The organism is Gluconobacter roseus NBRC 3990 (assembly GCF_006538885.1).
Lineage (GTDB): Bacteria > Pseudomonadota > Alphaproteobacteria > Acetobacterales > Acetobacteraceae > Gluconobacter > Gluconobacter roseus.
Genome location: NZ_BJLY01000004.1, coordinates 134351 through 148521 on the forward strand (window position 1 = coordinate 134351; position 14171 = coordinate 148521).

Consider the following 14171-nt stretch of genomic DNA (forward strand, 5'->3'; position numbering starts at 1 on the left):
GAAAGATGCCTTGGTCGCTGCGTGAAGAACGTGTTCAGGCCGGGCGGTCAACGCCGTGGGCGTCGGCAATAGTCTCGAAGCCGTCCCGGCGCATGGCGTCGAGCAGCTCCGTCTTCATACGGGGCAGGATGCTAGGGCCCTGAAGCACGAAGGACGAATAGATCTGCACCATATCCGCACCCATGCGGATGCGGGCGAGAATGTCTTCACCGGTCTCGATGCCACCACAGGAAATCAGCGCCAGACGGCCCTTGTTCAGACCCGAGACGATCCGCAGCACATCGCGCGAACGCGGGGCGAGGGGGCGGCCGGAAAGGCCACCGCTTTCGCGGGCTGCCGGGTCATGCAAGGTCGCAGGACGGGCAATGGTGGTGTTGGTCAGGATCAGGCCCTGCGCGCCACCTTCGATGGCGGCTTCAAGGATCGGCTCGTAGGAGCTGTCATCCAGATCGGGCGCAAGCTTGACCAGAAGCGGCGGGCGCTCCGGATTGCGCGTGTTGATGGCGTCCAGAAGCTCTTTCAGCATCGTTGCCGACTGGAGATCCCGCAGGCCCGGCGTGTTGGGGGATGACAGGTTCATCGTGATGTAATCGGCATAGGGGCGCACGCGCGCCACGAGGTCCGGATAGTCCCGCAGTGGGTCGGAACCGGTCTTGTTGATCCCGATATTCACGCCGAGCGGGACGGTCGGGCCGCGCATCCTGCCATTGGGCATCGGGCGGTGCAGACGGGCGAGACGACGGCAGAAGCGGTCCACGCCGCAGCCATTGAACCCCATGCGATTGATGATCGCACCATCCTCGACCAGCCGGAACAGGCGGGGGCCGGGATTGCCGGGCTGGGGGCGGGGGGTCACGGTCCCGGCCTCGATATGGCCAAAGCCCAGCTTTGCCAGCGGACGGATGGCGCGTGCGTCCTTGTCGAACCCGGCAGCGAGGCCGATCGGGTTGGGAAAGCGCAGGCCGAGCGTACGGGTCGAGAGGGCCGGCACGTCCTTCGGGGCATGGCCCCCGAGTCCGAGTGCTAGGGAATGAATGGCGAGTTCATGCGCCGTTTCGGTGTCGAAGCGGTGCAGGAGGGGGGTGACGAGCGTTCCGAGGTCGATCATGAGTTGTTTCCATACCCTAATCTTCGGTGCGGCGCATCAGCTTCGCGCTCTGGCCTTGCACCGGCGAGGGCTCATTTGTCTTGGCGGGGGAACGGGGACGCGATAGATGCGAAGGCATGTCCAACGCATCCACTGAATCCTATGACGAGCCTTATCTTGAGACCTGCTGCCGCTCCACGCTGCACCGGTTGCTGCTCTGCGCCTCGACGGGACGACCGACAGGGCTGAAGGACCAGCCCTGTCTGGAGCGGCTGGAGCGACTTGGTCTGTCTGAACTGCGGGATGACGGCCGTTTCGTCATCACACAGGATGGTCTGAAGCGCCACCGCGAGGAAATCGGTCCGGTGGACTGATCGACGGACTGAAAATCAGGACGCGCTCGCCCAGGCCTGATCCAGTCCTTCGCGGCAGAAGCGGATGACTTCGCTCAGATCGCGGTCATACAGACTGTCCGGCACGCCGGAAGAGAAGATCTCCACGGTACAGGCGCCACGGAAGCCCGCGTCCCATGTGGCATGCAGCATTTCATGAAGCGGAATGCAGCCATCGCCGGGGATCAGACGGTCCGCAGCGGAATAGGGTGTGCGCCAGTCGCTGACCTGAAGGACATTGATCTTGTTACCCGCAGCACGGATGGCCGCGCAGACATCCTTCTGCTGCCAGATGTTCCAGTAATCCAGACACAGACCCATGGCGGAGTGTCCGACACCGTCGATGATGTCCATGGCATGTTCAATGGTCCAGATCGCGCTTTCGGTGTTCACCGAGGTCGGGTTGAGCGGTTCCAGTGACAGGGAGACGCCCAGATCTTCCGCAAGCGGGCAAAGCTCGCGCAGATAGCGCACCGTCTCGTCCATGGTGCGGCGCATGTTCCCCTTGGGTGGTGCGCCGGTATTGGTGACGAAAACACTGCCCGGCACATGCGGAGCCAGGGTTTTCAGGCTGCGGGTCAGGCGTTCAACGCGGGCTTCAGTCGCGCCGGGCTCGGGCACCATGGCGCTACCAAAAAATGTACGGACAGCAGGCTGTACGGCGCTAACGGTCAGGCCGCTGTCTTTCACGAGGCGCATCTGCTCTTCAATGCGGTTCTGATCAAGCTTGGCCTCACAGATCTCGATCGCATCCACGCCAAGCTCGCAATAGCGGGTGACGTCTTCCTCAAACGACCAGGGCTGGGTCGTGAACTCGTTCATGCCGAAGCTGAAGGGCAGTGTCGTCATCGGTTCAGCCCTTCATGAAATCGAGAACGGTGCGGTTGAACTTCTCGGTCTCGTCGAGAAAGACCATGTGGGCGCTGTCCGTAAACTCCACGCCCCGGCAGTTGGGCATGTGCTGTGCGACCCAGGCGGGGCCTTCCGGGTTCAGAACCTTGTCCTTGCGCGCAATCATCATCAGGGCCGGAATGGCGAAGCGGGGGATGATATCGCGCCAGTCCTGTGTCGTATGATCGGCCATCATGGCACTGCGGGCATAAGCCGGGCTCTGTGCCATTTCCCGGAGCAGGAAGGCCTTTTCATCGTCCGGGAGCGGATGGCAGATGCAGCTCTCCAGATTGCCCTTGTCGAACTCTTCGGGCATCAGGGTGAGCTGCTGCTGTACGGCTGTCAGACCGGCCTGATCGTAGCAGGCGGCATGTCCGAGCTTCCACTCGGCGGAATAGTACTGCTTGGGGGTCTGCTGGACGAAAATGGCATTGCGGATGCGTTCGGTGCCGAACAGTTCCAGATACGACCAGATGATCGGGCAGCCCAGTGACCAGCCCAGAACGGTGACATCCTGAAGGTTCAGCGCAACCAGCAGGTCCCGCAGATCAGCGGCGAGACGGGAAATCCGGTAGCCGTGCTGCGGCTTTTCGGAACGTCCGTGACCGCGGAGATCGACGGTAATGACGCGGGCCTGTTCGGAGATCGGGCCGACATTGCGATGGAAAAAGCGCCCCGAGAAGGTCCAGCCGTGGATCATGACGAGGGGGCGCCCGTGTCCCTGCTCTTCGTAATGAATGCGGGTTCCGTCGCTGGTCGTGATGTGCGGCATGCTCTTCTCCATGAAGGGTGGCGGAAAGGGGCGTGAAGACTGTCCGGGTCATAGCGCACGGACATGGGGGCGGGTTGCGTGCAAAGGAGCGTTTGCGCTTGCGGGAGCAGGACGGTAAATTGACCCTGCCATGACTGCTTCTGCTCCTTCCGCCGCCTCTGATGCGCCTGCCGCAGCACCCCCGAACCGTGTTCTGAAACCCATCGATCTGGGGCAGGGCGTGGTGATCAAGGACCCGGTGATTCTTGCTCCGCTTTCGGGTGTGACGGATCTGCCGTTCCGTCAGCTTGCCCGTGATCTGGGTGCGGGGCTCGTCGTGTCGGAAATGATCGCTTCCTGGGCGATGATCCGCGAAAACGAGAACACCATGCGCATGGCGCGGATGGCCGAGCGCGGGCCGAATGCGGTCCAGCTGGCTGGATGTGATCCCGAGGCCATGGCGCAGGCTGCGAAGATTTCGGTGGATGGGGGCGCGAACCTCATCGACATCAATTTCGGCTGCCCGGTGAAGAAGGTTGCGATCGGGCAGATGGCTGGTTCTGCGCTGATGCGGGACGAGGTTCTGGCCGGAAAGCTGCTCGAAGCGACGGCGCGGGCCGTGAATGTGCCGGTGACGCTCAAGATGCGCATGGGCTGGGACCATAACTCGCTCAATGCCCCGCGTCTGGCGAAGATCGCGGAAGAAAGTGGCATCCGGCTTGTGACGGTTCACGGTCGCACCCGGCAGATGTTCTATAACGGCACGGCGGACTGGCGTTTCGTCAAAACGGTGAAGGACGCGGTGTCGCTGCCCGTCATCGTCAATGGCGATATTAACACCATCCGCGATGCACGGGAGGCGCTGCATCAGTCACAGGCCGATGGCGTCATGATCGGGCGCGGCTGTTACGGACGGCCCTGGTTTACGGCACAGGTGGCCCAGTCCCTGCGGACCGGTGAAGATGTGCCAGACCCGGATCTGGCGACTGAAAAGGAAATCGCCCTGCGGCATTACCGGATGATGCTCGACCATTTCGGCGAGCGGCCGGGGCTGCGGCTCGCGCGCAAGCATGTGTCCTGGTATTCCGCCGGGCTGCCGGGCTCTGCGACGTTCCGCTCCACCATCAATGGTGTCGAGAGTGCAGCCGAGGCCATTGCACTGCTGACCGCATTCTATGACCGTCATATCGACGCCGGTGTCGTGCGCAACCGTGAGGCCGGCCCGACAGGCAGTCTGAGCCGCGACGGCACGCGTGAAGCGGCGTGAGGGCGTGAGCAGCCCTGCGCTTTTATGGCAACCATGACGGAGCAGTCCGCTTCAGGTCTGGTCGAACAGGGCTGCCATCCGGTTTTTCTGTACGGGGCGTCCCGGCTGGATCGGCAGGATGTCGCCCGGCGATTGCACAGTCATAGCCCTCGCGCGCAGAATCCGTTCGTAATTGCAGCCCTGACCGCCACGCCGCGTGCGCTTCGTGAAGCGGCTCTTTTTGGCAACGGCGAGGCCGGCTGGATCCAGCAGGCGCAGGGCGGAACGTTGCTGCTGGACGAGATCGACTGTCTGTGCCCGCTGATGCAGGACCGGTTCATGGACTGGCTGGCACAGGCGGACACGGATCTGCGCGTGATCGCAGGGAGCCGGCATGATCCCGTTCTTCTGCTTCGACAGGGTGGACTGTCCGCAGCCCTGCATCGCTGGCTGTCGGCACTGCCCTCGGCGCAGCGTCTGGGGCCGGAGCGGATCAGTGCGGTCTGTCGTCTGGCGGCCGGAACGGGCACGGCGCGCCCGCGTGGGTTGGAACGGGCGCTGGAACGGCCTTTATCCGAATATCTCGAGGGCGATCTGGAAAACGGGGCGGGGGATCTGCATGCCTGTGTGGTGGGCGAGGTCGAACGTCCGCTGATCACGATGGTTCTGCGCCGGACCTGCGGCAACCAGCTCCGGGCCGCCGCCATCCTGGGTGTAAACCGCAATACCCTGCGCAAGCGGATCCGTGAGCTTGATATCACGATCCCGAAAGGCATCGACGAGTGAGACTTCCTTCCCTGAGGCGCCTGTTTGCAAGGCTGACGAGTGCCAATGGGGCGGTTCTTCTGACAGTCATGGCGCTGGTGCTCGCCTTTGCGACGTTCGTCGTGCTGTCGGGCGGCATGTCTCTGGCGCATCGTCCCCAGGTGCAGGCGATCGTTTTCCTGCTCGACTTCATCACGCTCATGCTGATTGCGGCGGCGGCCGTGGTGCAGATCGGGCGGATGGTCGCCGAACGCAGGCTTGGGCTGGCCGGCGCGCGGCTGCATGTCCGGCTCATTACGCTGTTTGGGATCGTTGCGGTTGCGCCAACCATCGTGGTGGGCGCTGTGGCGACGCTGTTCTTCCATTACGGTGTGGAAATCTGGTTCTCCAACCGTGTGAATGATGCCCTGACCGAGGCCCGGTCTGTCGCAGTCGGCTATCTGCGCGAACATAATGACAATGCCCGGACCGAGGCTTTTGCGCTCGCGAACACGCTGATCACTGTCCAGAATGACGAGCTTTTCTCCCGTGGGATCGATCTTTTTCACGACCCCGCCCGTCTTCAGGAATTTCTGGACGATGAAGTCACCGAGCGCGGCCTGACGGATGCAGAGGTGTTCGATCCGCTGACCTATAAGGTTCTGGCGGTCGGTGGCCTTCTTGGCAGCGATGCCGACATGACGACCGCACCACCTCTGCCGCCGAAATCGGTCGTCGAACTGGCCCAGCACGGCGAGGCAGTCATTCTGGATCGCCCTGACCAGCGGAAAGTGCGCGCCGTGGTGGCTCTGGGGGGCAATTCCGGCCTCATGCTGGTCATTACGCGCCCGGTCGATCCGGATGTCGTCGAGCATATGCGCCGGACAGATACGCTGGTGGCGGATTACCAGCGGCTGATTACCAATCGCGGGAAGACGCAGGTTCTGTTCGCGGTCATTTTTGCCCTGATGGGCCTGCTGGTGCTGGCTGTCGGGATGCTGACCGGGCTGGCACTGGCCAATCGTATCGCCAATCCGCTCGGCCTGCTCATTCTGGCCGCACAGCGGATTTCAAAGGGCGATCTGGGGGTGCGTGTTCCGGTTCCTGAAGATGCGGGACGGGACAAGGATGACGAGGTTACGGGGCTGTCCCGCGCTTTCAACAGCATGACGGACCAGCTCGAAAGCCAGCGCTCCGAGCTGATGCAGGCCTATGACCAGATCAACGAACGCCGCCGTTTTACCGAGACGGTGCTGGCAGGCGTTTCGGCTGGCGTGATCGGGCTGGATCGGATGCAGGTCATCGAACTGCCCAACCGTGCAGCCTCCAGCGTGCTCCAGCGTGATCTCCAGCCTGCGATCGGGATGAAGCTGACGGACCGGGTGCCGGAGTTCTCGACCCTGCTGGATGCGGCCCGCATGGCACCCGAGCGCGTCCATACCGCCGAAATTCAGGTGGATACGGAAGGCGCGCAGCGTCCGGGCGGACCGGGTGATGGCGCTGGTGCCGGTGCGGGACGCACACTTCTCGTACGGGTTGTGGCGGAGCTGCGGGGACAGGATGTCGCGGGCTACGTCGTGACCTTTGATGACATTACCGATCTTCAGTCCGCACAGCGCAAGGCGGCCTGGGCGGATGTGGCGCGACGTGTGGCACATGAGATCAAGAATCCGCTAACCCCGATCCAGCTGGCAGCGGAGCGTCTGAAGCGGCGCTTCCTCAAGGAAATCCATTCCGATCCCGAGACCTACACGCAGCTTGTGGACACGATCGTGCGGCAGGTCGGGGATATCGGGCGGATGGTAGACGAGTTCTCCGCCTTTGCGCGAATGCCGCAGCCCGTGATGCAGCTGGAAGACTTCTCACGGCTTTGCCGGGAGGCGCTGGTGCTTCAGCGGAATGCTCATCCCGAAATCGTGTTCGAGACGACCGGACTGCCGCCTTCAGGGCCGATCGTGCGCTGTGACCGGCGACTCATCGGCCAGGCCCTGACAAATCTGCTACAGAATGCAGCCGATGCCATCAGCATGGCAGGCCGCGGAAAACCGGGAGAAAACGCTCCCGGACAGTCAGTGCAGCCAATTGGACACATTGTGGTGGGCTTGCACATTCGCGGCGGGCATGTCCTGCTAGACATAGAAGATGACGGGATCGGCCTGCCGACGGTGGAACGCCACCGGCTGACCGAGCCTTATGTAACCCACAAGGCGAAAGGCACCGGCCTCGGCCTTGCGATCGTCAAGAAGATCATGGAGGACCATTCCGGGATGCTTCAGCTCACTGATCGGGAACCAGACGACTCCCGTGGCTTAACCGGGCAGCGGGGAACGCGCGTCACCTTGTCCCTGCCGTTATGGGAGCAGGAGAGCCATGTCCCGGGTGGAACGGACCACCAGAGCATGAGGGCAGCAGATGGAACATGAGATCCTGATCGTCGATGACGAACCGGACATCCGGTTCCTCATCGAGGGCATTCTGAACGACGAAGGCTACAAGACCCGCACGGCTGCCAATTCGGATCAGGCCCTTGAGCTTTTCCGTGCGCATTGTCCGTCGCTGGCGATTCTGGATATCTGGCTGCAGGGATCCCGTCTGGACGGGATCGAACTGCTCAAGATCTTCCAGGCCGAAGAGCCAGGCCTGCCGACGCTGATGATCTCGGGACACGGGACGATCGAGACGGCGGTGTCCAGTCTCAAACTCGGGGCCTATGATTTCATCGAAAAACCGTTCCAGTCGGACCGGCTTCTGGTGGTGGTGCGCCGTGCGCTGGAAGCGGCACGCCTGCGCCGGGAAAATGCGGAACTCCGTCTGCGGGCAGGTCCGGAAACGACGCTGTCGGGGGACGGTGCTGTCATTTCGGCCCTTCGTGCCCAGATTGAGCGTGTTGCCCCCACCAATTCGCGCGTGCTGATCAGCGGTCCGGCCGGCTCGGGCAAGGAAGTGGCGGCGCGCATGATCCATGCACGCTCCCGCCGTGCGGAGGGACCATTCATTGCCCTGAACTGCGCAACGCTGGCGCCCAACCGCTTTGAGGAAGAACTCTTCGGCCTCGAAGGCGAAAACGGTCAGCCGATGCGCCGCGGCGTGCTGGAGCGGGCCCATCGCGGCACATTGCTGCTCGATGAAGTTGCAGACATGCCGCCCGAAACGCAGGGCAAGATCGTCCGTGCCCTTCAGGATCAGACATTCGAGCGGCTGGGGGGCAATACGCGGGTAAAAGTGGACATCCGCGTCATTGCCACCACCAACCGGGATCTCCAGTCCGAAATTGCCGCCCATCGCTTCCGTGAAGACCTGTATTACCGTCTCGCGGTTGTCCCTCTGCGGGTGCCATCCCTGCGTGAGCGGCGTGAAGATATTCCAGGGCTGGCGCGGCATTTCCTTGAGCGTTGCGCGCAGTCATCGGGTCTTCCCGTTCGGGAACTCTCCGTGGACGCACTCGCGGCGCTGCAGTCCTATGAATGGCCGGGCAATGTGCGCGAGTTGCGCAACCTGATGGAACGGCTGCTGATCATGATGCCGGGGACGGGGAATGATCCGATCCGGGCGGACATGCTGCCGGCCACCATCAGCCAGGGCGCGCCATCCATGACGCGTCTCAACTCCGGTGCGGATGTCATGAGCCTGCCGCTGCGGGAAGCGCGGGATCTGTTCGAGACGCAGTATCTTCAGGTGCAGCTCATGCGGTTTGGTGGTAACATCAGCCGGACGGCCAGTTTCGTCTGCATGGAACGCAGTGCGCTGCATCGCAAGCTCAAACAGCTTGGGGTGACGACGAATGACGAGCGTTCGGGCGCGGCCTCCACGCCGGTGAGCAGCTGAGATGAAACGCCGGCTTTTCTCCTTTTCCTTCAGTCGACTGATAACAGCGTGACTTCAGAACCCTCCTCTTCTGCGCGTGCCGTGCAGGAGGTCTTCCTCGATCATCTGCGCAGGACGGAAGCCTCCGTGACCGTTTTTCTGGTCAATGGCGTGAAGCTTCAGGGCATTGTCGCCCAGTCGGACGCGCAGACCCTGCTGCTCCGCCGTGATGGTCATGTGCAGCTTGTCTACAAACACGCCGTCAGCACGATCATGCCGGTGGCGGCCATGTCCCATTTTGTGGAAGAAGAACTTTGAGCGGTTTCGACACCAAAAAACCTGCAACCCGTGCGGCCGTCATCCTGCCCTGGGAGAAGTCGGGACCGCAGGAGGAAATCCGCGCGGCCGATGCACGGCTTGAGGAAGCGGTCGGCCTGACAGCGTCGATCGGGCTTGTGGTGGTGCGTCAGGCAGCCATTCTGCTGCGGGCGCGCCGTCCGGCGACCCTGCTGGGAAGCGGTCAGGTCGAACAACTGGCGGAAGCGGTCAAGTTGGATAACGTGGATGTGGTCGTCATTGATGCGCGTCTGTCTCCCGGTCAGCAGCGTAACCTTGAAAAGGCTCTTGGCTGCAAGGTCGTGGACCGGACCGGGCTGATTCTCGATATTTTCGGTGCACGCGCGGCAACCCGTGAAGGTGTGCTTCAGGTCGAGCTGGCTCATCTGGAATACCAGCGCTCGCGGCTTGTGCGGCTGTGGACCCATCTTGAGCGTCAGCGCGGTGGCTTCGGCTTCCTTGGTGGTCCGGGTGAGACGCAGATGGAAGCGGATCGCCGGATGCTGGCCGAGCGGATCGGCAAGATCAAGAGAGAGCTGGAACAGGTCCGCCGGACGCGCGGGCTGCATCGTGACTCCCGCAAGCGCGTGCCGTTCCCGGTCGTGGCCCTTGTGGGTTACACCAACGCCGGCAAGTCCACGCTGTTCAATGCCCTGACGGGTGCATCCGTCCATGCGCAGGACCAGCTTTTCGCCACGCTGGATCCGACCATGCGCGGGCTGCGTCTGCCCTCGGGCCGCAATGTGATCCTGTCCGATACGGTGGGCTTCATCAGTGAACTGCCGACAGAGCTGATCGCGGCCTTCCGTGCAACACTTGAAGAAGTGGCGCAGGCAGATGTGATCCTGCATGTGCGCGACATTTCGCATCCTGACAGTGCGGCACAGCGGGCGGACGTGCTCAACGTGCTGGACGGCATGGTGCGCGACGGAATGCTCGATGCGCACTGGCCGGACCGCACGATCGAAGTGCTGAACAAGGCCGATCTTGTGGGCGGTGTCGAGGCCGTGCCCAAGCGTGAAAACGCGGTGGCGATCTCGGCCATCACGGGCGAGGGGCTGCCGGATCTGTTCGAGATCCTGGACCAGTATCTGACGCGATCCATGAAATCCGTTGATGTCCGTCTCCCGATCACGGATGGGGCGGCTCTGGCCTGGCTTTACCAGCATGGTGAAGTCGTCGGGCGGACGGACCGGGAAGACGGGATGGACGTGCAGGTCCGTCTTTTCTCAGCGGATCTGGAGCGGTTCGAACTGCTTCACCCGGACCGGATCATCCGCCCGGAAGCCTGAGACCTTCCTCTTTGGGCGCTGACACAGCCTGTGCAGCGCCGGGGGAGAGGCGGGCGGCTCTGGCGCGCTGGCGGGCACGATCCAGTGGAATGGCCAGCGCGTAGGTCAGGCCAAGGCCGACCACGTTCATCACGAGCTGATCCCACAGATCAATGCCGAAGCTCGCGAACATCAGCCGGCCCAGCAGGTCCAGCACCGTGCTGCACGCAAAGACTTCCAGCGAGTTCCGTCCGAGCAATGCGAGGCTCTGGCCGATCCGGTCGGCGGAAATACGGCGCAGGACTTTGGACGACTGCACCAGATAGAAAATCGCCATGATGTCCAGCAGGCGCCAGATGGCGAGCGTGGATTTGCCTGTATTGGGCGGGGCCGGAAAAATCCGTAGAAACGGGACGTGCCAGTATTCATACGGAAAGCACAGCACGAAAGCGCCTGCCAGATAGGTCAGGCACAGAACCTTGGCCCAGGGGCGATAGGGCAGATCGCCATTATGTTTCGAGGCCCAGACCGCGCCCAGAATCCCCAGGATATAGAGAAACTGCCAGCCGAACGGATTGAGATACCAGCCATTGGGATCAAGCCAGTTCGGGATGGTGATGCGCGGGTCCAGATTGGCAATGGCCCAGATACCGATACTGAGCGCCAGCAGTAGCCATACGCTGCGCTTAAGTACCCAGTAAATGGCCGGGAACAGCGCCAGAAGCACGACATAAAGCGGCAGGATGTTCAGGTAGCTCGGCAGCGCATCGAAGGTCAGAATGCGCCACAGCCAGCTATAGCCATGCGCAAGCTGGGGCTCGATCGTGTATTCGGGCAGGGGCTGGTAATGCCGCCACTGTCGCACGGTCCAGACAAAAACCAACGTCATGCCGGTCTGGTACAGATAGAGTCTGACGCAGCGCCCGAAAATGCGGTGGATGCCGGTTTTCCAGCCCTGCCGGTCGATCAGGCGTCCGTACGCCAGATACGACGCATAGCCTGCCAGCATGACGAAGATCTCGGCCGCGTCCGCAAAACCGAAATTGCGGATGGTGATGCGGTTGAGCAGATCATCGGGAACATGATCCACGAGCATCATCAACAGGGCGATGCCGCGCAGCGCATCCACACGGTGGTCGCGGGGATTCTTGCGCGCTAAAGCTGCTGGGGGCGGTTGGGGCGGCTCCATGACTTCTTCTTACCGTCAGTACGGGGGCAGGGGTATGGGTGACTCGTTACGGTCGGATTAAAGATTGGACGGAATTACAGACTGTGACTGTACGTCTCCGGATGGTGCAGGGCCGGGTCCGTTCCGCCCTGCATGCCCATGCCACCGCCTCCACCGCCGTCACCACCTCCTCCGCCTTTTCCGCCTTCCTTGCCGTCACCCTTGTTCCCGCCATTCGAGGAGGGGCGGGCAGGCCCCTGTTCAGGCAGAACGAGATTGGAAGGCAGGCTTTCAAGGTTCAGGGCCTTGCGGATGAAGTTACGCAGGGACACCACCAGATCATGGGTAGGGACAGGACGTCCGGCCACGAGTTCCGCCGCCGCGCGACCCGCCATCCGGACCTGTTCTTCCGTTCCAAGCAGGATGATATCGGACAGCGCAGCTTCGACGGCATCGCGGATGCGGCGGTTGCGGTCCGAGCCGGAAAGCTGATCAGGCCCCAGATCCCGCTTGTGCGTCGGATCCACAAGCAGGGTGCCGGTGAACGAACCGCCTAGCGTGCGATAGGCGGCCATCAGGACGCGCAGGCGCTCGTTGATCTGGCGGTTCATCCGCTCCCGGCGCTGCTGGATGGTCAGCATCGTCAGCAGGCGGATTCCGACGCCGATCAGCGTGAAAAGCGCCAGCCCGATCAGGGTGGCCAGCAGGCTGTGCCAGGAACTGAAATCAATCATGCTGCGCAACGCGTCTCTCCGGATCGCTCGGGGATGCCATTATAACAGTCAGGCATCCGCACGGTTTTGCGATTTCAGGTCCTGTCGAGCCTTACAGTGCGAGCAGGCTTTCATTCGACTGCGTGGCGATGATGCCATGCTGGTCATGATGAAGCCCCGTGACTTCGACTGTATGGCCGTGGGACTGGAGTTTGCCGATGATCTTCTCCAGAACCTGCACCGAGGTAATGTCCCAGAAGCGCGCATGGGTGAGGTCGAGCACTACGGTCTTTGCATCCGTATGGTAGTCGATGGCATCGGACAGGCTGTCTGCGGATGCGAAAAAGACCTGTCCGGACGCCCGGTATGTCAGCGTCTCGCCCGACCGTTCTTCCGTAACACGCAGGAGCTTTGCGGCATGCCAGGCGAAGAATACGCCCGAGAGCATGACACCAACCGCAACGCCTGCGGCCAGATCGTGCGTCATGACGACCACGGCGACGGTGACGAGCATGGTCAGGCTGGACAGGCGCGGATGGCGGGTCAGATCGCGCAGGCTGCTCCAGGAGAAGGTACTGGCGGAGACCATGATCATGATGGCGACGAGAGCAGCCATCGGAACCTGTCCGACCCAGCGATGCAGCAGGACCATGAGGGCCAGCAGAAACGCGCCGGCAGTGAAAGTGGACAGGCGCCCGCGTCCGCCATAGCGCAGGTTGCCAACGGTTTGACCGATCATGCCGCAGCCCGCGATGCCGCCGAAAGCGCCGACGAGAATATTGGAAATGCCGAGGCCCGTGCATTCCATGCGCTGGTCGCCATGGGTGTCGGTGATGTCATCAACAACAGAGGCCGTCATCATGGATTCCAGCAAGCCTACGGCAGCCATGGCCAATGCGTAAGGCAGCACGACCGACCATGTGGCCCAGTTCAGGGCGATATGCGGGAAGGTCAGGCTGGGCAGTCCTGTCGGCAGATCGCCGAGATCCGAGACCGTATGAACCGGCATCGGATGCAGCATTGTGATGGCGGTCAAAATGACAATGCAGATCAGCGGCGAGGGGATGGCGTCTGACAGGCGGGGCAGCAGATAGATGATGACGAGGCCCAGCGCGATCAGCGCATAGGTGTGCCAGGTCACGCCCAGCATCTGCGGCACCTGCGCGGAGAAGATCATGATGGCCAGCGCATTGACGAAGCCCGTGCGAACTTCGGCAGGCACGAACCGCATGACGGCCTGAAGACGCAGCAGACCGAACAGGACCTGAAAGGCACCGGCCACCAGCGTGGCGAGCAGCATGGCCTGTACGCCATGAGCGTGAACCAGCGGTGCCGCGACCAGCGCCACCGAACCGGCAGCGCCGGAAATCATGCCTGGGCGGCCGCCGAAAATGGCGATCGAGACGGAAATGACAAAGGACGCGAACAGCGAAACAGCCGGGGAGACGCCGGCGATATAGGAGAAGGCAATGACCTCGGGAATGAGGGCAAAGGTGCCGACCATTCCGGCCAGCACTTCGCGCAGCGGGTTCTGTGCCCACTGGCGACGATAGAGAGCGGGAGTCATGAAGGATCCTTGAGCGTAGGGCGTGAACAGGGTGCGACGTATTCAGGCCCGGCGCGGCAATGAGGCAGACAGTGTAACCCGGCTCGCTTCAGGATTGAAGATGCGGAATGACCATGAGGTACGGAGAATGCCTCGAAGACTTTCCGTCAGGACGTTGGTGTTGCGAATTGAACATCCGGAGGCGTCGCTGCGTTGGGACCA

13 protein-coding genes are annotated in these 14171 nt (G+C 62.3%); 7 read left to right on the plus strand and 6 right to left on the minus strand.

Going from position 1 to position 14171, the window contains the following annotated elements:
* Positions 1-34: 34 nt before the first annotated feature.
* Positions 35-1108, minus strand: a complete 1074-nt coding sequence (locus GRO01_RS10615; protein WP_062509775.1) for a quinone-dependent dihydroorotate dehydrogenase — start codon at positions 1106-1108, stop codon at positions 35-37.
* 116 nt (positions 1109-1224) lie between these two features.
* Between GRO01_RS10615 and GRO01_RS10620 the strand changes: the two genes are divergently transcribed.
* Positions 1225-1461, plus strand: coding sequence for a hypothetical protein (locus tag GRO01_RS10620; protein ID WP_062509772.1), 237 nt, complete (start codon positions 1225-1227; stop codon positions 1459-1461).
* A 15-nt stretch (positions 1462-1476) separates the two neighbouring features.
* On the opposite strand, the gene GRO01_RS10625 is transcribed toward GRO01_RS10620, so the two are convergent.
* Positions 1477-2328: a sugar phosphate isomerase/epimerase family protein gene (locus GRO01_RS10625; protein WP_062509770.1), complete on the minus strand. Its 852-nt coding sequence runs from the start codon at positions 2326-2328 to the stop codon at positions 1477-1479.
* A gap of 4 nt (positions 2329-2332) precedes the next feature.
* Complete coding sequence (locus GRO01_RS10630) at positions 2333-3142, minus strand: alpha/beta fold hydrolase (RefSeq protein ID WP_062509872.1); 810 nt, start codon at positions 3140-3142, stop codon at positions 2333-2335.
* 130 nt (positions 3143-3272) lie between these two features.
* Here GRO01_RS10630 and dusB point away from each other — a divergent pair, with 130 nt between their 5' ends.
* The 6 genes from dusB to hflX are packed head-to-tail and all read left to right on the plus strand — an operon-like array spanning position 3273 to position 10543.
* Positions 3273-4388 (plus strand): tRNA dihydrouridine synthase DusB, encoded by a 1116-nt coding sequence (gene dusB / locus GRO01_RS10635; protein WP_062509769.1) that lies wholly within the window; start codon positions 3273-3275, stop codon positions 4386-4388.
* A gap of 24 nt (positions 4389-4412) precedes the next feature.
* Complete coding sequence (locus GRO01_RS10640; protein ID WP_174787436.1) at positions 4413-5153, plus strand: sigma 54-interacting transcriptional regulator; 741 nt, start codon at positions 4413-4415, stop codon at positions 5151-5153.
* The gene (locus tag GRO01_RS10645; RefSeq protein WP_062509767.1) at positions 5150-7534 is read left to right on the plus strand and encodes a sensor histidine kinase NtrY-like; all 2385 of its coding nucleotides are present in this window, start codon (positions 5150-5152) and stop codon (positions 7532-7534) included. The genes GRO01_RS10640 and GRO01_RS10645 overlap by 4 nt, the downstream gene beginning before the upstream one ends.
* Complete coding sequence (gene ntrX / locus GRO01_RS10650; protein ID WP_062509765.1) at positions 7524-8936, plus strand: nitrogen assimilation response regulator NtrX; 1413 nt, start codon at positions 7524-7526, stop codon at positions 8934-8936. Before GRO01_RS10645 ends, ntrX begins: the two co-directional genes overlap by 11 nt.
* Before the next feature lie 48 nt (positions 8937-8984).
* Entirely contained in the window at positions 8985-9233 is a 249-nt protein-coding gene (gene hfq / locus GRO01_RS10655) for an RNA chaperone Hfq (protein WP_062509763.1), read from the plus strand.
* Positions 9230-10543, plus strand: a complete 1314-nt coding sequence (hflX, locus tag GRO01_RS10660; RefSeq protein WP_062509762.1) for a GTPase HflX — start codon at positions 9230-9232, stop codon at positions 10541-10543. Before hfq ends, hflX begins: the two co-directional genes overlap by 4 nt.
* Here the strand turns inward: hflX and GRO01_RS10665 are convergent.
* The 3 genes from GRO01_RS10665 to GRO01_RS10675 all read right to left on the minus strand — a co-directional run bounded on the left by GRO01_RS10665 (position 10524) and on the right by GRO01_RS10675 (position 13970).
* Positions 10524-11711 (minus strand): OpgC family protein, encoded by a 1188-nt coding sequence (locus GRO01_RS10665; RefSeq protein WP_062509760.1) that lies wholly within the window; start codon positions 11709-11711, stop codon positions 10524-10526. The genes hflX and GRO01_RS10665 overlap by 20 nt on opposite strands.
* A 74-nt stretch (positions 11712-11785) precedes the next feature.
* Positions 11786-12424, minus strand: coding sequence for a hypothetical protein (locus tag GRO01_RS10670; RefSeq protein ID WP_062509871.1), 639 nt, complete (start codon positions 12422-12424; stop codon positions 11786-11788).
* Between the two features lie 91 nt (positions 12425-12515).
* Positions 12516-13970, minus strand: a complete 1455-nt coding sequence (locus tag GRO01_RS10675) for a SulP family inorganic anion transporter (RefSeq protein ID WP_062509758.1) — start codon at positions 13968-13970, stop codon at positions 12516-12518.
* Between the last annotated feature and the right edge of the window lie 201 nt (positions 13971-14171).